The 17,024-nt window shown below is 70.7% G+C and carries 18 protein-coding genes and 1 pseudogene; 11 read left to right on the top strand and 8 right to left on the bottom strand.

Annotated elements, in window-relative coordinates; translation table 11 throughout:
- Window positions 1–165 precede the first annotated feature (165 nt).
- The 3 genes from ACZ4WQ_RS25085 to ACZ4WQ_RS25095 all read right to left on the bottom strand — a co-directional run bounded on the left by ACZ4WQ_RS25085 (window position 166) and on the right by ACZ4WQ_RS25095 (window position 2,255).
- Window positions 166–1,146, bottom strand: a complete 981-nt coding sequence (locus ACZ4WQ_RS25085) for a threonine/serine dehydratase (protein ID WP_398377579.1) — start codon at window positions 1,144–1,146, stop codon at window positions 166–168.
- 87 nt (window positions 1,147–1,233) lie between these two features.
- The gene (locus tag ACZ4WQ_RS25090; protein WP_398377581.1) at window positions 1,234–1,419 is read right to left on the bottom strand and encodes a DUF397 domain-containing protein; all 186 of its coding nucleotides are present in this window, start codon (window positions 1,417–1,419) and stop codon (window positions 1,234–1,236) included.
- Window positions 1,416–2,255: a helix-turn-helix domain-containing protein gene (locus tag ACZ4WQ_RS25095; RefSeq protein ID WP_398377583.1), complete on the bottom strand. Its 840-nt coding sequence runs from the start codon at window positions 2,253–2,255 to the stop codon at window positions 1,416–1,418. Before ACZ4WQ_RS25095 ends, ACZ4WQ_RS25090 begins: the two co-directional genes overlap by 4 nt.
- A 165-nt stretch (window positions 2,256–2,420) precedes the next feature.
- Here ACZ4WQ_RS25095 and ACZ4WQ_RS25100 point away from each other — a divergent pair.
- Window positions 2,421–2,854 (top strand): annotated as a pseudogene (locus ACZ4WQ_RS25100) (ATP-binding protein).
- Window positions 2,855–3,205: 351 nt separating this feature from the next.
- Here ACZ4WQ_RS25100 and ACZ4WQ_RS25105 read toward each other — a convergent pair.
- Window positions 3,206–3,724, bottom strand: a complete 519-nt coding sequence (locus ACZ4WQ_RS25105; RefSeq protein ID WP_398377584.1) for a Uma2 family endonuclease — start codon at window positions 3,722–3,724, stop codon at window positions 3,206–3,208.
- A gap of 132 nt (window positions 3,725–3,856) precedes the next feature.
- Here ACZ4WQ_RS25105 and ACZ4WQ_RS25110 point away from each other — a divergent pair, with 132 nt between their 5' ends.
- From ACZ4WQ_RS25110 to ACZ4WQ_RS25120, 3 genes are all read left to right on the top strand, one after another.
- Entirely contained in the window at window positions 3,857–5,056 is a 1,200-nt protein-coding gene (locus ACZ4WQ_RS25110) for an argininosuccinate synthase (RefSeq protein WP_385345557.1), read from the top strand.
- Window positions 5,057–5,147: 91 nt separating this feature from the next.
- Entirely contained in the window at window positions 5,148–6,578 is a 1,431-nt protein-coding gene (argH, locus tag ACZ4WQ_RS25115) for an argininosuccinate lyase (protein WP_398377587.1), read from the top strand.
- Window positions 6,579–6,659: 81 nt separating this feature from the next.
- On the top strand, window positions 6,660–7,634 hold the full coding sequence (locus tag ACZ4WQ_RS25120; RefSeq protein WP_398377589.1) for an aldo/keto reductase: 975 nt from the start codon (window positions 6,660–6,662) through the stop codon (window positions 7,632–7,634).
- Window positions 7,635–7,645: 11 nt separating this feature from the next.
- Here ACZ4WQ_RS25120 and ACZ4WQ_RS25125 read toward each other — a convergent pair whose 3' ends face one another.
- Window positions 7,646–8,473 (bottom strand): alpha/beta fold hydrolase, encoded by an 828-nt coding sequence (locus ACZ4WQ_RS25125; protein ID WP_398377591.1) that lies wholly within the window; start codon window positions 8,471–8,473, stop codon window positions 7,646–7,648.
- A gap of 131 nt (window positions 8,474–8,604) precedes the next feature.
- Between ACZ4WQ_RS25125 and ACZ4WQ_RS25130 the strand changes: the two genes are divergently transcribed.
- The gene (locus tag ACZ4WQ_RS25130; protein WP_398377593.1) at window positions 8,605–9,408 is read left to right on the top strand and encodes a class I SAM-dependent DNA methyltransferase; all 804 of its coding nucleotides are present in this window, start codon (window positions 8,605–8,607) and stop codon (window positions 9,406–9,408) included.
- Window positions 9,409–9,443: 35 nt separating this feature from the next.
- Here ACZ4WQ_RS25130 and ACZ4WQ_RS25135 read toward each other — a convergent pair whose 3' ends face one another.
- Complete coding sequence (locus ACZ4WQ_RS25135) at window positions 9,444–10,115, bottom strand: lysophospholipid acyltransferase family protein (protein ID WP_311725738.1); 672 nt, start codon at window positions 10,113–10,115, stop codon at window positions 9,444–9,446.
- A gap of 438 nt (window positions 10,116–10,553) precedes the next feature.
- On the opposite strand from ACZ4WQ_RS25135, the gene ACZ4WQ_RS25140 reads away from it, so the two are divergent.
- From ACZ4WQ_RS25140 to ACZ4WQ_RS25150, 3 genes are all read left to right on the top strand, one after another.
- Window positions 10,554–11,693: a glycerophosphodiester phosphodiesterase gene (locus tag ACZ4WQ_RS25140; RefSeq protein WP_311725739.1), complete on the top strand. Its 1,140-nt coding sequence runs from the start codon at window positions 10,554–10,556 to the stop codon at window positions 11,691–11,693.
- Between the two features lie 175 nt (window positions 11,694–11,868).
- Window positions 11,869–12,390 (top strand): RNA polymerase sigma factor, encoded by a 522-nt coding sequence (locus ACZ4WQ_RS25145; protein WP_311725740.1) that lies wholly within the window; start codon window positions 11,869–11,871, stop codon window positions 12,388–12,390.
- A gap of 284 nt (window positions 12,391–12,674) precedes the next feature.
- Window positions 12,675–13,178 (top strand): GNAT family N-acetyltransferase, encoded by a 504-nt coding sequence (locus ACZ4WQ_RS25150; RefSeq protein WP_311725741.1) that lies wholly within the window; start codon window positions 12,675–12,677, stop codon window positions 13,176–13,178.
- A 38-nt stretch (window positions 13,179–13,216) separates the two neighbouring features.
- Here the strand turns inward: ACZ4WQ_RS25150 and ACZ4WQ_RS25155 are convergent, their stop codons facing one another.
- A complete protein-coding gene (locus tag ACZ4WQ_RS25155; protein WP_311725743.1) occupies window positions 13,217–13,657 on the bottom strand; it encodes a hypothetical protein in 441 nt (146 codons plus the stop codon).
- A complete protein-coding gene (locus ACZ4WQ_RS25160) occupies window positions 13,650–14,018 on the bottom strand; it encodes a hypothetical protein (protein WP_311725744.1) in 369 nt (122 codons plus the stop codon). The genes ACZ4WQ_RS25155 and ACZ4WQ_RS25160 overlap by 8 nt, the downstream gene beginning before the upstream one ends.
- Window positions 14,019–14,135: 117 nt before the next feature.
- Between ACZ4WQ_RS25160 and ACZ4WQ_RS25165 the strand changes: the two genes are divergently transcribed.
- From ACZ4WQ_RS25165 to ACZ4WQ_RS25175, 3 genes are all read left to right on the top strand, one after another.
- A complete protein-coding gene (locus tag ACZ4WQ_RS25165; RefSeq protein ID WP_398377597.1) occupies window positions 14,136–14,786 on the top strand; it encodes an HAD-IA family hydrolase in 651 nt (216 codons plus the stop codon).
- Window positions 14,787–15,132: 346 nt separating this feature from the next.
- Complete coding sequence (locus tag ACZ4WQ_RS25170) at window positions 15,133–16,257, top strand: methionine ABC transporter ATP-binding protein (protein WP_398377599.1); 1,125 nt, start codon at window positions 15,133–15,135, stop codon at window positions 16,255–16,257.
- Entirely contained in the window at window positions 16,254–17,012 is a 759-nt protein-coding gene (locus ACZ4WQ_RS25175; protein WP_311725747.1) for a methionine ABC transporter permease, read from the top strand. The genes ACZ4WQ_RS25170 and ACZ4WQ_RS25175 overlap by 4 nt, the downstream gene beginning before the upstream one ends.
- The last annotated feature ends 12 nt before the right edge of the window (window positions 17,013–17,024 follow it).

Here is a 17,024-nt window from a genome sequence, read left to right on the forward strand (position 1 = left end):
CCGTAACCAGCCCCAGAGCAGCCCTGGAGGCATTTCACCGAACCCCAGCGGCAAAGTGGATCACTGTGCTGGTCCACCATGATCGTTCTCACCGATAACCGGTGTACCGATGTTCCCCGAGGCCGAATACCCGCTTCCCGCAGGTGGCTTACGGCCGAGTAATTGTCAAGACCTGTGGACGGGAGCCGCACCGACCCAGCGGTGATAGGCGTCTACGTCGACGTTGCTGCCGCACACGATGGTGACTACGTGTCGGCCGGCGAAGCGGTCGCGGTCTTCGAGGATCGCCGCGACCCCGAGCGCGGCCGACGGTTCGACGACGAGGCCGGCGTGGTCGAGGAGCATTCGCATACCGGCGATGATCGACGCCTCCTGGACCAGGACGGCGTCGTCGGCGACCAGCAGGAGGTCGTCCAGGACGGCCGGGATGGGACACCGGCCGGCGACGCCGTCGGCGATGGTGTTGGTCGAGTCGGTGGTGGCGACGCGCCGCCGGCGCCACGAGTGTGTCATCGCCGGTGCGCCCAGCGGCTGGACGCAGATCACCTCGACGCCGGGCGCCAAGGCCTTCACCACATGCCCCACACCGGTGGCCAGCGCCCCGCCGCCGAGAGCAATCAGGACGGTGTCGAACGATGGCGCCGTATCGACCAGCTCCAGGCCGATGGTCGCTGCACCCTCGCAGGTCTCGATGTCCAGGCTGTCTTCGAGCAGCCGGATGCCGTCGTGGCGCGCGATGGCCGCGGCCCGCTCGCGTGCCATCTCGTGGTCGCCGTCCACCAGTTCCAGCCCGGCGTCCAGTGCGCGGATGCGGTCAAGCTTGGCCGCAGTCGCGAAGCGGGATGCCACAACGGTGACGTCGAGCCCCCGGCCGCGAGCGGACCAGGCGAGGGCTTGGCCGAGGTTGCCCGCGCTGGCGCACACCACGGCTCGCGAGTCATTGTCGGCGAGCAGGCTCGCGACTACCTCGGTGCCGCGGCCCTTGAAGCTGCGGACCGGGTTCGCCGTTTCGAGCTTGATGCTCACCGCGCACCCGAGGGCGGGCTCCAGCGGCTCGCAGGGGTACAGCGGAGTGTCGAGAAAAATCGGGTCGATCACCCGGCGAGCCGCCCGGATCCGAGCAGTGTCGAGGCGTGTCTCCTGCATGGCACGGCAGCGTAGCGCCGTCGGCCATGTTCCATTGGGGGACTGCAGCCGAGCATGGGTGTGAGGTGCGGGGTTGTGGTCGTACGGTCAGCTGCGCGCGGCGTATGTGACGAAGGCGGACCAGGCGGCGGGGGAGACGGCGAGCTGGGGGCCTTGCTGGTCCTTGGAGTCCCGGATGTGGACGGTGTCAGGGCAGGTAGCAACTTCGACGCAGTCGTCACCATCACCTCCGCTGTAGCTGCTCTTGAACCAGGCCGGCTCACTGGTGTTCATAGCGCTCCTCGGATCTGCTTCAGCAGGCTCACGGAGTCCTCGGGGGTGGGAGCCTGTGAGCGCAGTTTCGCATACCGCATCTGGAGCACACTGACGTCTTTCCGGTCACAGATCAGGTGGCCGCTGCGCTGACCTTCGGTGTAGCCGAACCACTGGTGGTCCGGGGTTTCCAGCAGTCGCATGGGTCCTTCCAGCCCGGCGTGGTTTTCCTGCCTCAGCGGCATGATCTGGATTTCGACATTTCGGAGCTCCGCACACTCCAGGAGGTGTTCGACGAGCTGCCGGGTGACTTCCGCACCACCGGTACGCCGCAGGAAAAGCGCCTCTTCGACGATGAAGCTGAACGCAGTGTTGGGCCTGTCCCGGAGCAGACGTTGGCGCTCTTGGCGGGCGGTGAGCTGGGCTTCGATCTGTTGGTCGGCCAGGAGTGGCACCCTGCTCTGAAAGACGGCCCGCGCATACGCCTCTGTCTGCAACAGTCCAGGGACCACCCGGCATTCGTACGTGTTCAGGCTGACCGCCTGCTCCTCCAGCCCCGCCCACTGCCGAAACCACGCTGCCAGCCCCGGCCGCCGGGCCAAGTGCCGCGCCGCTGCCCGCAGCACCCCGAAGGCGTCCAGCACCTCTTCCGCCCTCTCGACGAACTCCGTTTGCGGAAACCGGCGTCCCTGGTCGATCGATGCGAGTGTCTGGACCGAGTACTGAAGCAGCGGCGCCAGTTCCTCCTGGGTGAGTCCCGCCCGTTCTCGGAAGACCTTGACGATGGCCCCGAATGCCTTGAGGCTGTCCGAAGACTCCGGTTCGTTATTGCCTGTGGTTCCCGCGCTGCCCGCCATCTCCGGCCACCTCCGGTGCACCCGCTCTGAGCCTGACTATCTGGCCAATGCCTCCATGGTCACGGCCTGTTACCCGTACTGTCCACTCTGGGTGCCCGTACGCTGACTCAGCGTACGGGTGGTCGAGCTGGTCACATCCCTCGCGGAACGGCCACCTTGAGCCGCATGTCAGCTCAGGCGCAGACTCAGACCCCCGGCGCCGTGTTCACCCAACGGTTCAGCTCCACCCGCAAGGGCGCCCGCCTTGCCCGGCTTCTCGCCCTCCGCCAGCTCGACGAGTGGGGCTTCCTCTACCGGAGCGCGGAATCCGACACGGTCGCCGCGATCGTCGCGGAGCTGGCCGCCAATGCCGCCACGCACGGCCGCGTACCCGGCAGGGACTTCGAGGTCCGCCTCATCCGCACCGCGCACACGATCCGCATCGAGGTCGCCGACACCCTCAACGAGGCCGGACCGTCTACCGATCCCGCGCCGGTCGCACCCCCGCCCGACTCGGAAACCGGCCGTGGCCTCCTGCTGGTCGCGGCCATCGCCGCCCGCTGGGGAGTCACCGACCGAGGGGGCCCGGTAAGACGGTCTGGGCGGAAATCGACACCTGAGCGTCAAGGAGCGAGCCCCAATGCCGCTGATTTGTGGTGAGTATGAGACGGCGACACGCCGAAATGACGGCGTGTCGCCGTCTCATACTCACCACAAATCCATCTCCGCCGTCCGGGATTCCAGGTCGCGAAGAAGCGCCGGGGATCCTCGTTGAGCCAGCCCCCGATGGCCTGCTCCTCGACCTGGCTCGGGCGATGGACCTGCCGTGTGCCGTCGTCGATGTGGCCGTGGTCCACGAGGAGCGGGATCGTACGGGGGGCGTCGCTGCGGCCTGGCGGCCAGCCGCTGCTGATACGCGACCAGGTCAAACCGGCGGTGCCCTTGTCGCTCCACCTGGCTTGGATCAGGCGTCAGCTCTTGCGCTTGAACTTGTCCGTGGGGATGTCGACCTTGTTGCCGTCCGCCAGATGGAGGGTGACGGTCTCGCCGTAGGTGTCGCCCTTGGGGCGGGTCAGCAGGGTGCACTGGCCTCGGAACGGGTCGATGATCAAGTAGATCGGGATGCCGCATCGGGCGTATTGCTTCAGCTTGATCACGTAGTCGTTGTCGTCATCCTCTGTGGAGACGATTTCCACCGCGGCCAGTACATCGTCGTAAGAGTACGGCTCCTCGGCTCCGTCCTCGAGGATCGTCACATCCGGGACGCGGGGAGGCTCGTCTGGCAATTGAATCAGCACATCGGACAGGAGCCGCTCCTCGGCGATGCCGGCGGCCTCGGCTGCGTTCTGCACCCGGAGGATGGTCCAGCTCTGGATGTTGCTTCGCAGTGTCATGACGATCTGGCCCCCCACTGCTTCGATCTTGAAGCCCTCGAACTGCGCCGCAGCACGCTCGGCTGTCTGCCAGAGGATGTCGTCTTGCACGCTCATGTCGGCTACCCCCCTGTTGAGCACCTGATAGCCGCACCGTAGCGCCGCATGCCGACAGCCTGCCGCGTTGACGGACCATACAGAGGAGTGCATACTTATGCTAGCTAGTGCATGGATCCAAAGGAGACCCCCGTGACCGAGCGCGTCGTACTCGCCTATTCGGGCGGCCTTGACACCTCCGTCGCCATCGGCTGGATCGCCGAGGAGACGGGCGCCGAGGTCATCGCCGTCGCCGTGGACGTCGGCCAGGGCGGCGAGGACCTGGACGTCATCCGCAAGCGGGCGCTCGCCTGCGGGGCGGTCGAGGCGGAGGTCGCGGACGCCAGGGACGAGTTCGCCGAGGGCTACTGCCTCCCGGCGATCAAGGCCAACGCGCTGTACATGGACCGCTACCCGCTGGTCTCGGCGCTCTCCCGGCCCGTGATCGTGAAGCACCTGGTCGCCGCCGCCAAGAAGCACGGCGCCACGACCGTGGCCCACGGCTGCACCGGCAAGGGCAACGACCAGGTCCGCTTCGAGGCCGGGATCTCCTCGCTCGCCCCCGGGCTGAAGTGCATCGCCCCGGTCCGGGACTACGCGATGACCCGGGACAAGGCCATCGCCTTCTGCGAGGCGAAGAAGCTGCCGATCGCGACCACCAAGAAGTCCCCGTACTCCATCGACCAGAACGTCTTCGGCCGCGCCGTGGAGACCGGCTTCCTGGAGGACATCTGGAACGCGCCGATCGAGGACGTCTACGAGTACACCTCGAACCCGGCCACCCCGCGCGAGGCCGACGAGATCGTCATCACCTTCGACAAGGGCGTCCCCGTCGCCATCGACGGGCGGCCGGTCACCGTCCTCCAGGCCGTCCAGCAGCTCAACGAGCGGGCCGGGGCCCAGGGCGTCGGGCGGATCGACATGGTCGAGGACCGGCTCGTCGGCATCAAGTCCCGGGAGATCTACGAGGCCCCCGGCGCCATCGCGCTGATCACCGCCCACCAGGAGCTGGAGAACGTCACCGTCGAGCGCGAGCTGGCCCGCTACAAGCGCCAGGTCGAGCAGCGGTGGAGCGAGCTCGTCTACGACGGGCTGTGGTTCTCCCCGCTCAAGCGGGCCCTGGACGGCTTCATCGCCGAGGCCAACGAGCAGGTCTCCGGAGACATCCGGATGACCCTGCACGGCGGCCGCGCGGTGGTCACCGGCCGCAGGTCCGACCAGTCGCTCTACGACTTCAACCTGGCGACCTACGACACCGGCGACACCTTCGACCAGTCGCTGTCGAAGGGCTTCATCGAGATCTTCGGCCTGTCCAGCAAGATCGCGGCCGGGCGGGATCTCGGGCAGAGCTGACGCCGGCGCACCAGTAGCCTGCATGTCATAGCCGCCTCCTCGCCCCGGCGCGGAGGCGGTCGCACACCCACACCCTTCAAGGAGCAACAGCGTGAGCAACGGCAACAACGGTGACGTACGCCTGTGGGGCGGGCGCTTCGCCGACGGGCCGTCCGAGGCACTGGAGAAGCTCAGCGCCTCCGTGCACTTCGACTGGCGCCTGGCACCGTACGACATCGCCGGCTCCCGCGCCCACGCCCGGGTGCTGCGCCGGGCCGGGCTGCTCACCGAGGACGAGCTTGAGCGGATGCTGGCCGGGCTCGACCAGCTCGAGGCCGATGTCGCGTCCGGCGAGTTCACCGGCACGATTGCCGACGAGGACGTGCACACCGCCCTCGAGCGCGGCCTGCTGGAGCGGCTCGGCCCCGACCTCGGAGGCAAGCTGCGGGCCGGGCGCTCCCGCAACGACCAGGTGGCCACGCTCTTCCGGATGTATCTGCGCGACCACGCCCGGATCATCGGCGGCCTGATCGCCGACCTCCAGGGCGCGCTGGTCGGGCTGGCCGAGGCCCACCCGGACGTCGCCATGCCCGGCCGCACCCACCTCCAGCACGCCCAGCCCGTCCTCTTCGCCCACCACGTCCTGGCCCATGTCCAGGCGCTGTCCCGGGACGCGGAGCGGCTGCGCCAGTGGGACCGGCGCACGGCCGTCTCGCCGTATGGATCGGGAGCCCTGGCCGGCTCCTCGCTGGGCCTCGACCCGCAGGCGGTCGCCGCCGACCTGGGCTTCGAGGGCGGCTCCTCGGCAAACTCCATCGACGGTACGGCCTCCCGCGACTTCGTCGCCGAGTTCGCCTTCATCACCGCGATGATCGGCATCGACCTCTCGCGGATCGCGGAGGAGGTCATCATCTGGAACACGAAGGAGTTCTCCTTCGTCACCCTCCACGACGCCTTCTCCACCGGCTCGTCGATCATGCCGCAGAAGAAGAACCCGGACATCGCCGAGCTCGCCCGCGGCAAGTCCGGCCGGCTGATCGGCAACCTCACCGGCCTGCTCGCCACCCTCAAGGCCCTGCCCCTCGCGTACAACCGCGATCTCCAGGAGGACAAGGAGCCGGTCTTCGACTCCTGCGACCAGCTGGAGGTCCTGCTCCCCGCCTTCACCGGCATGATGGCGACGCTCACCGTCAACCGCGAGCGCATGGAGGAGCTGGCCCCGGCCGGGTTCTCGCTGGCCACCGACATCGCCGAATGGCTGGTCAAGCAGGGCGTGCCGTTCCGGGTGGCGCACGAGACGGCGGGGGAGTGCGTCAAGGAGTGCGAGCTGGCGGGCATCGAGCTGGACCAGCTCACCGACGAGCAGTTCGCGAAGATCTCGCCGCATCTGACGCCCGAGGTCCGCACCGTCCTCAATGTGCCCGGCGCGCTCGCCTCCCGCAGCGGCCGCGGCGGCACGGCCCCCTCCGCGGTGGCCGCGCAGCTCGCCGAGGTGAAGGCGGACCTGGCGGTGCAGCGCGACTGGGCCGACGCCAAGCGCTGACGCCCGGCCCTGACGGCGCGCGCCGCCGCACGGCACACTGACCGGACGGCTCGGCCACCCGACACAAGGAGCGGACAGACCATGGCGTTCGCGCGCCTCGCGCAAGTCACCACCCCCACGGCCCGGATCGGCCTCGGCCTCGCCGCCGTGGGCCGTCCCGGCTACATCAACCTCGGCCGGCGGCGGGACCTGCCGGCCGAGCGCAGCGTCGAGGCGATGCGCGACCGCACCCACCAGGTGCTGGACGCCGCGTACGCGCGGGGCGTGCGCTATCTGGACGCCGCGCGCTCGTACGGGCGGGCCGAGGAGTTCCTCGCCTCCTGGCTGGATCTCCGCCCCGACGTACGGGACGTGGTCATCGGCAGCAAGTGGGGCTACACCTACGTCGCCGACTGGCGCACGGACGCCGAGACGCACGAGGTCAAGGACCACAGCGTCGCGACGTACGAGCGCCAGAGCGCGGAGAGCCGGGCCCTGCTCGGCGACCGGCTCGACCTCTACCAGGTGCACTCCGTCACCCCCGGCAGCCCCGCCCTCACCGACCCCGAGCTGCACGGCCGGCTGGCCCGGCTCGCGGCCGAGGGCGTCACGATCGGGCTGTCGACCAGCGGACCCGCCCAGGCCGAGGCGATCCGCGCGGCGCTCGAGGTCACCGTGGACGGGAAGCCGCTGTTCCGTACGGTCCAGTCCACGTACAACCTGCTCGAGCCCTCGGCCGGGGCGGCCCTGGCCGAGGCGCACGAGGCGGGATGCGCGGTGATCGTCAAGGAGGCCGTCGCCAACGGCCGCCTCGCGGCGCCCGAACAGCTCCCGGAGGCGCTGCGCCGCGTCGCGCGGGAGACGGGCGCGGGCCCCGACGCGGTCGCCCTCGCGGCGGTGCTGCACCAGCCGTGGGTGGACGTCGTCCTGTCGGGCGCGGCGACGACCGCCCAGCTCGACTCCAACCTGACGGCCGCGACCCTGCGGCTGGACGAGGGACAGCGGGAGGCTCTGGCGGCTCTGGCCGAGTCGCCGGAAACGTACTGGCACCACCGCGCGGAGCTGCCCTGGGCCTGAGGCGGCTTCGCCTACCGCCCCGCCAGAAACTCCCGCACCGCCCCCGCGTACGCCTCCGGCGCGTCGTCGTGGATCCAGTGCCCGCAGCCCGCGAACTCCCGCAGCGCCGTCCCCGCCCGACGGGCCGTCATCTCGCGGGCGTGGGCGGCCGGGAGCATGGAGCTGTGCTCACCGCGCAGCAGCAGCGCGGGGCAGGAGGAGCCCAGCCACTGATCCCAGAAGTCGCCGCACATGGCCCGCTGCGACTCCATCAGCTCGCGCGGCGAGAACAGCAGCCGCCAGCCGCCGCCCTCGGCGTCCGGCTCCGCGCTGTCCAGGAAGTACGTGGCTTCGGGGATCCCGCGCGACTCGATCTCCCGGCGCAGCGCCTCCCGGTCCGCGGCGCGCGTGGGCCAGCCGGAGACGTCGAGCACGGGATGGCCGACCACCGGGCGGTCGGTCACGGCGCCGATGTCCTCGATGACGAGCGCGCTCACCAGTTCCGGGTGGCGGGCGGCCAGGGTGTACGCGATCACTCCGCCCGTGGAGTGGGCGACGACCGGGACCGGACCCAGCCCCAGCGCGCCCAGCAGGGCGGCGGCGTCGGCCACGTACTCGTCCAGCGAGAACGGCCCGCCGCCCCCGGTCAGCCCGTGCCCCCGCAGATCGGGGGCGATCACCCGATGGCCGGGCGCGAGGGCCGCGGCCAGCGGCCCGTACAGCCGGCCGCGCCCGAAGTGGCCGTGGAGGGCCAGCACCGGGGCGCCAGGACCGCCGAAGTCCAGACAGGCGACGCGGCGGCCGCGCACGGCGAGGAATTCGGGAACGGGGGCGGTGGAGCCATCCGCGGGAGCAGCCATCCGCCGAAGGCTAGTGCCGCGCCGACCGGGGCGACCACCCGATTTCGCGGCAGGGGCCCGGACGCCACACGCGGCTGGCGAGGGCACACCGCGGCGGAGAGGATGGGGCAAACCGTGACAGCGAGGTCCCGATGCCCGTACGCACCACCACACCCGGCACCAAGAACCGCGCGAGCGCCCTGCACAAGGTCCGGTACGCCGTACGCCATCCCGAGCGGGTGCCGCGCTATGTCCGGCGGATGGCCCGGGATCTGCGGCTGCGCGTCTCCACCCGCGACCACATCGCCTACTACCGGGCGGTGATGCGGGACGACACCGCCCGCAGCCCCGAGGCGGCCGTCGGCAGCGCGTCGCACGAGCGCTGGCTCGCCCTGGGGCAGATGCAGCACGACTACCTCCTGCGGCACGGGCTGCGGCCCGAGGACCGGATGCTGGACATCGGATGCGGCAATCTGCGCGGCGGATGGCGCTTTGTCGACTATCTCGACGCGGGCCACTACCACGGCATCGACATCTCGCCCGACATCCTCCTCGCGGCCCAGGAGGTCGTGGCGGGCCGTGGCCTCCAGGCCAAGCTGCCCCATCTGGGCCTGGTGCGCGATCTGCGGCTGGCGGCCCTGCCCGAGGCGTACTTCACGGTGGTGCACGCGCACAGCGTCTTCTCCCACTCGCCCCGGGAGGTCATCGAGGAGTGCCTGGCCCATGTGGGGCGGGTGCTCGCCCCGGGCGGATACTTCGACTTCACCTTCAACCGCACCGAGGGTCCCGAGCACCATGTGCTGCGCGAGGACTTCTACTACCGCACGGCCACCCTGGTGCGGCTCGCCGCGGACCACGGTCTCGCCGCGCGGTTCATGGACGACTGGGAGGAACTGCCCCACCGGCAGTCGAAGATCCGCGTCACCCACCGCGGCGAACGCGAAGAGGCCGCCTGAGCCATCGCCAGGCGGCCTCTCGCCGAGAAGGTCTGTCAGGCAGCCTTCGCCTTGGTGGCGTACATGTCCACGTACTCCTGGCCGGACAGCCGCATGACCTCGCTCATGACCTCGTCGGTCACCGCCCGCAGCACAAAGCGGTCCCGGTCCATGCCCTCGTAGCGGGTGAACTCCAGCGGCTCGCCGAAGCGGACCGTCACCCGGCCCGGCCGGGGCAGCCCCTTGCCGCCCGGCTGGAGCCGGTCCGTACCGATCATCGCGAACGGCACCACGGGGGCGCCCGTCATCAGGGTGAGCCGGGCGATGCCGGTGCGGCCGCGGTAGAGGCGGCCGTCGGGGGAGCGGGTGCCCTCGGGGTAGATGCCGAACATCCGGCCCTCCTCCAGCACCCGGCGGCCGGTCATCAGCGCGGCCACGCCACCGTGCCCGCCGTCCCGGTCCACCGGGATCATGCCGACGCCGGTGAAGAACCAGGCCATCAGCCGGCCCTTGAGCCCCTTGCCCGTGACGTACTCGTCCTTGCCGATGAAGACGACCTGGCGGTCACAGACGAGCGGCAGGATCATCGAGTCGATGAAGGTGAGATGGTTTCCGGCCAGGATGACCGGGCCGGATCCGGGGATCCGCTCCGCCCCCTCGACCTGCGGGCGGAACATCAGGCGCATCAGCGGACCGAGTACTGCCTTCAGGAACGTGAATCGGGACAACGGGCCCTCCGGTCGGGGTCATGGTCTGAAGCGCTCGGGTGCGGGAGACCGGGCTGGGGTGAGTCAACCCGATACCGCACACTCAGACCGTCCGGCAGTAGGGCCCGCGGCGTCGCGGGCCGATGGGCGGCGCCTGGCCGCACCCCGCTCGTCGCACGCAGCGCCGCTGCGCTCTCCTCGCGGGGCACGCCCATGCTTGCCCCTCGACCCGCTCCTTCTCCCGCGCTCCCTACTACCGGACGGTCTTACGCCGGTGAGACGATACTCGCCGGTCACACCCCCGCGCACACCGGGTTCACCCACCTGATACGCACTGTTGACCCACGTTTCCCACGCGTTCCGTCCAACGTCTCCCGTAGGAAAGCCGCATCACCCTACGATCGGCCCGTCATTTGATCAGGTTTTGGCGGGTACCGGACGCCTCAGCGAGGAGTGGTCATGGAGCGGGAGCAACAGCCTGGACGGCGCGCCATTCTGGGGGCCGCGGCCCTCGGGGCGGGAGCGATGGCGCTGAGCGGTGCGGGCACCGCCACCGCCGCCGAGGCGTCCGGGAAGGGCCACGGGCTGCCGGTGCCCACCGTCATCGGGCACCGCGGGGCCAGCGGATACCGGCCCGAGCACACCCTGGGCTCGTACCAGCTCGCCCTCGACATGGGCGCCGACATCATCGAGCAGGACCTGGTCCCCACCAAGGACGGCCACCTGGTCTGCCGCCACGAGAACGACATCACGGCCACCACGGACGTCTCCGCGCATCCGGAGTTCGCCGACCGCAAGACCACCAAGACGGTCGACGGCACCGCGCTCACCGGCTGGTTCACCGAGGACTTCACGCTCGCCGAGCTGAAGACCCTGCGCGCCAAGGAGCGCATCCCCGGCACCCGCCAGCGCAACACGCTCTACGACGGCCGCTGGGAGGTGCCCACCTTCGACGAGGTGCTCCAGTGGGCCGAGCGCGAGGGCCGCAAGCGGGGCCGCCGCATCTGGCTGTACGTGGAGACCAAGCACCCCACCTACTTCCGCAAGCTCGGGCTCGGCCTGGAAGAGCCGCTGGCCAAGCTGCTGCGCAAGTACGGCCGCCACAAGAAGGACGCGGCGCTGTTCCTCCAGTCCTTCGAGCCGAGCAGCATCCAGCGGCTGCGCAAGCTGGTCGACACCCCGGCGGTCGTGCTGCTGTCCACCATCAACAGCCGCCCCTGGGACTTCATCGAGGCGAACGACCCGCGCACGGTCGCGGACCTGGTCAAGCCCGAGGGCCTGAAGTGGATCGCGAGCTACGCCCAGGGCATCGGCCCCGACCTGTCCGTGATCATCCCGCGCACCGCCGACGGCAAGCTGGGAACCCCGACCAGCGTGGTCAAGGACGCGCACGCGGCCGGTCTCGTGCTGCACCCCTACACCATGCGCAACGAGAACTCCTTCCTGCCCGCCGACTTCCGGCGCGGCACCGACCCGAACGCGTACGGGGACGCCTTCGGCGCCTTCAAGAAGTACTTCGAGACGGGCATCGACGGAATCTTCTCCGACAACCCGGACACCGCGCTGCTCGCCGCGGAGGACTTCCGCAAGAGCCGGTGAACGCACGCCCCGGCGCGCGGCGGTGCCCACGCGGGCCCGCCGCGCGCCGTGGCATGTCCGGCGACCCCTCTCGGTACCGCCGTGACGCCGTCAACCTTCCGTGCTGCGGCCGCCCGGTCGGGTGAGAGAGCGGCGCACCGGAAACCGGCCCCGACCCGCCCACGTCCCGCCGGTTATGGACCTTGTGGAGAAACTCCGCCCGCTGCTCGCCGCCGAGGCGGCGGCCGAGGCCTACGGCGCGGGCATCGAACCCGCCGAGCTCGAACAGGCGGTGTGGCTGCGGCTGCTGGAGCGCACCCGCGAGGCCGGCCCGCCGCCCGAGCCCGCCGCCTGGCTGCGCGGCGCGGTCCGGGCCGAGGTGCGCGGGGCCAGGCGCCGGGCCCGGCGGGAGGTGCCGTACGACCCGGTGGGCGACGGCCCGCCCGGCGCCCCCGACGCCCGGTCGGCCGAGCACGCGGTGCTCAGGGCGGAGGCGGGCCGGGCGCTGCGCGCCGCGGTGCGTCGGCTGCCCGGCCGCTGTCCCCTCTTACTGGGCGCGCTGCTGTCCCGCTCCGACCTGACGTATCGCGAGATCGCGGGGGAGTTGGGAATGTCACAGGGCAGCCTTGGCCCGGTACGTTCCCGATGTCTCGGTTGCCTGCGCAGAATGCTCACGGCGGAGATTGCGGCTCCTGAACTCTGGGGAAAGGAGCGGTAGACCGTCCGGTAGTAGGGAGCGCGGGTGAAGGAGCGGGTCGAGGGCCGAGTCTGGGCGTGCCGCGTGAGGAGAGCGCAGCGGCGCTGCGTGCGACGAGCGCGGTGCGTCCAGGCGAGAGCCATCGGGCCGCGACGCCGCGGGCCCTACTATCGGACGGTCTAGGACAATCGGCGCCTCGGAGGCGGACGTGCATCCTCACGACGGCTCCAGTCAGGCCAACACCCCCGGTCGCATCCCTACCCTCAGCGCGGCCGGCGGACCGATACAAGGGGAGGCATGCGCACATGGGCATGAGCGTGACCATCTCTGCGGCGACCGCGGATGACGCCGAGCAGATCCTCAAGTTGCAGTACCTGTGCTACCAGCGGGAAGCCGAGCTCTACGGGGACTACTCCATCGAACCGCTGACCCAGTCCCTCGACGACCTCCGCGCCGAACTGGGCGAGGGCTGTGTGCTCGTGGCCCGGCTCGGCGCGGAGGTCGTCGGGTCGGTCCGCGGGATGGTCGACGACAAGGGCACCGCCGCCATCGGCAAGCTCATCGTGCACCCGCGGATGCAGCGGCACGGCCTGGGCGGAAGGCTGCTCGCGGCGATCGAGGAGCGGCTGGCCGAGGAGCGGGCCGCCAAGCGGTACCGGCTGTTCACCGGCCACCGCAGCGAGGGCAATCTGCGGCTGTACCGGCGGTACGGCTATGCGCAGGTGGGCACCGAGGAGGTCAACCGCCGGCTGAGCCTGGTCACCCTGGAGAAGGAGGCCACGCCCTCCGCGTACGCGGCCAGCGCCTGACGCCGGTTGTCCGAGGGAGTGGCCAGGGCCCGCCGGGATCAGTCCTGGCGGGCCCTGCGCAGCCAGAACAGCCCGGTGACCGGCAGAAAGATCGGGATGAAGAGATAGCCCATGCCGTAGTCCGACCACACCGTCTGGTCGGGGAAGGCGGAGGGGTCCACGAGCGTCCAGGTGCCGATGGTCAGCACCCCCAGCAACTCGGCGGCGCAGCAGACGATCGCCGCCTTCCGCGCCCCTTCCCCGCCGCGCACCAGCGAGACGGTGATGAACGCGTACACCACGGCCGAGACCGCGGAGAGGACGTACGCGAGCGGGGCCTCGTGGTACTGGGCGATCAGCTGGTAGATCGAGCGGGACGCGGCCGCGACGGTGAACACCCCGTACAGCAGGACCAGCAGCCGCCCCGGCCCCTGGCCCAGCTCGGTCCGCCGGTTCCCGGCGGGCTCGGTGGATGTGGAATCGGGCGTCGACTCAGCCACCGGTACCTCCCCAGATGTCGTACAGCCGCACCTCGAGCACGGCCAGCACCACCGCGGCCGCCGTCACCGTCGCCGATCCCCACCGGGTCCGCTCCGCCAGCGACATGAACGCCGCGATCGGCACGGCGAGCCCCGAGCCGATCAGATACGCCACGAAGATCGCCACGGACTCGTCGGGACGCTGCCCGCGCGCCAGCAGCACGATCCCTATGACCAGCTGGGCGAGGCCCAGCAGGGTCACCACGGCCATACCGATGAAGTGCCAGTCCTTGGTGGGCTGGTCGCGGTAGGTGGCGAACCCGCACCACGCGGCGAGTGCGAGGGCGGTCACACCGAGCGCGACCGTCAGCGCGTCGATCAACGGGACCTCCGCGCGGTGCGGCGGCGCACACAGGGGGTGGCAAGCATGGGACGAGGGTAATCGGCCGCGGGGTGCGCCCTGTGCCCGCCCCTGTGCGGGCCCGTACGCTGACCCGATATGAAGATCTCCGCTGACGCTCTGCTGTTCGACAACGACGGAACCCTCATCTCGTCCCTGGAGTCGGTCCACCGTTGCTGGAGCCGCTGGGCGCGGGAGTACGGAATCCCGGCGGAGGAGTTCTCGCGGGTCGAGCTGCACGGCCGCACCGCCTCCGACATCATCGGCGATCTGCTTCCCGCGCACCGCGTCCCCGAGGCCCGCGCCCGCATCGACGAGCTGGAGCTGGAGGACGTGCCCGGCGGCGGGGTGGTGGCGCTGCCCGGCACCCTCGAGCTGCTGGGCCGGATTCCCCAGGACCGCTGGGCCGTGGTGACCTCCGCGATACGCCCGCTGGCGGAGGCCCGGCTGGCCGCGGTCGGTATCACCCCGACCCTGCTGATCAGCGCCGACGACATCACGCGCGGCAAGCCGGACCCCGAGCCCTTTCTGCTCGCCGCCGACAAGCTCGGCTTCGACCCGGCCCGCTGTGTGGTCTTCGAGGACGCCCCGGCGGGGCTCGCGGCGGGCCGGGCCGCCGGCATGCGGACCGTGGCGTTGACCACAACCACCGACCCGGACCAACTGCTCGCCGATGTCGTCGTCAAGGACCTGTCGGCCGTGTCCGTCCAGGCCACCGAGGGCGGGCTGGAGATCACGGCCGGAGAGTGACCCGCACCGCCGCCGTCCACGGGCTGGTCAACCGGGTCCGCTATTCGGACACGTTTGATTGGCCCGTACGTATGTCTGCTTTACTTGCGCCCATGACCACGACGAGCAGCCGCGCCCACGCGACCGAGGCGATCCAGACGCCCGGTGCTCGTTGTATGTGTCGAATGTGTGACCGCTGAGGGCCCCTGCCTGAGCCTCGCGCCCCGAAGCGAGACCCGCTGAGCCGAGCCGCGTCCGTGCCGCCCCCTACCTGGCCGTGCACCGGACCGCGCCGCCCCGCGTCACCGGACCCCGAAGCCGCGCCCGCGCTCGCGCGCGCCTCCGGCGCTCCACGCCGCGTTCCGCAATGAACGAACCGTGCCCGGCGGCACCATCCGCCGTGCACTCAACAGTGACGGAAACCCCTGTGATCACCACGACAGGCCTGACCAAGGTCTACCGCTCACGCGGCCGCGAGGTCACCGCCCTCGACGGCGTCGACCTCCATGTCCGGGAGGGCGAGGTGTACGGCGTCGTCGGACAGAGCGGCGCCGGCAAGTCCACCCTCATCCGCTGCGTGAACCTCCTGGAGCGCCCCACCTCCGGCACGGTCAGCGTGGCCGGCCAGGACCTCACCGCGCTCGCCGGGCGCGGGCCGGGGGCCGGATCGGCGCTGCGCAAGGCCCGCACCGGGATCGGGATGGTCTTCCAGCACTTCAACCTGCTCTCCTCGCGCACCGTCCGGGACAACGTCGAGCTGCCGCTGGAGATCCTCGGCGTCTCCGGCAAGGAGCGCACCCGCAAGGCCCTCGAACTGCTGGACCTGGTCGGCCTCAGCGACAAGGCGAAGGCGTACCCGGCGCAGCTGTCCGGCGGCCAGAAGCAGCGCGTCGGCATCGCCCGGGCGCTGGCCGGCGACCCCAAGGTGCTGCTCTCGGACGAGGCCACGTCCGCCCTCGACCCGGAGACCACCCGCTCCATCCTCCAACTGCTGCGCGACCTGAACCGGCAGCTCGGCCTGACCGTGCTGCTCATCACCCACGAGATGGACGTCGTCAAGACGATCTGCGACTCGGCCGCGCTGATGCGCGGCGGGCGGATCGTCGAATCCGGCACGGTCGCCGACCTGCTCGCCACGCCCGGCTCCGAACTGGCGCGGCAGCTCTTCCCGGTCGGCGGGGAACTGCCCGGCATCGACCGGACCGTGGTGGACGTCACCTTCCACGGTGAGGCCGCGACCCAGCCCGTCATCTCCCAGCTGGCGCGCACCTACAACATCGACATCTCGATCCTCGGCGCCGCCATGGACACCGTCGGCGGCCGCCAGGTCGGCCGGATGCGGATCGAGCTGCCCGGACCGTTCGAGGAGAACGTCGTGCCGATCGGGTTCCTGCGCGAGCAGGGGCTCCAGGTCGAGGTGGCCGACGGAGCGGAAGAGGCGGCGCACCGGGGGACGGGCGACGCCGTGCTGACCAAGGAAGGTGCCAAGTGACCTGGTCCGAAATGCAGCCCCTGCTGGAGCAGGCCTGTTGGGACACGCTCTACATGGTCGGCTGGTCGGCCCTGATCGCGGTCGTCGGCGGACTGCCGCTCGGGGTGCTGCTGGTGCTCACCGACCGCGGCGGGGTGCTTCAGAACCTCGTGGTGAACAAGGTCGTCGGCCAGATCGTGAACATCGCCCGATCCATGCCGTTCATCATCCTCATGGTCGCGCTGATCTCCTTCACCCGCTGGGTCGTGGGCACCACCATCGGCCCCGAGGCCGCGATCGTGCCGCTGGCCGTCGGCGCCATCCCCTTCTTCGCCCGGCTCGTGGAGACCGCGGTGCGTGAGGTGGACGGCGGGCTGGTCGAGGCGGTGCAGTCCATGGGCGGCTCCACCTGGACCGTCGTACGCAAGGTCCTGCTGCCCGAGGCGCTGCCCTCGCTGATCTCCAGCGCCACCACCACGGTCGTCGCGCTCATCGGCTACTCGGCGATGGCCGGCACGGTCGGCGCCGGTGGCCTGGGCGACCTCGCCATCCGCTACGGCTACCAGCGCTTCGAGACCGAGCTGATGTGGATCACCGTGGCGATCCTCGCGGTGGTGATCTCCATCATCCAGTTCGCCGGTGACTTCGCGGCCCGCGCACTGTCGCATCGCGGCCGCTCCTCGGCCACCTCGTGGCTGCGGCCGGCGCGCGCCCCGAAGAGGGCGGAGGAGCCCGGCCCGGTGGCCAAGGTCGCCGAAGCCCCCGAGGCGCCCTGAGCCCCGACTCCC

The organism is Streptomyces sp. NPDC028305 (genome assembly GCF_055569495.1).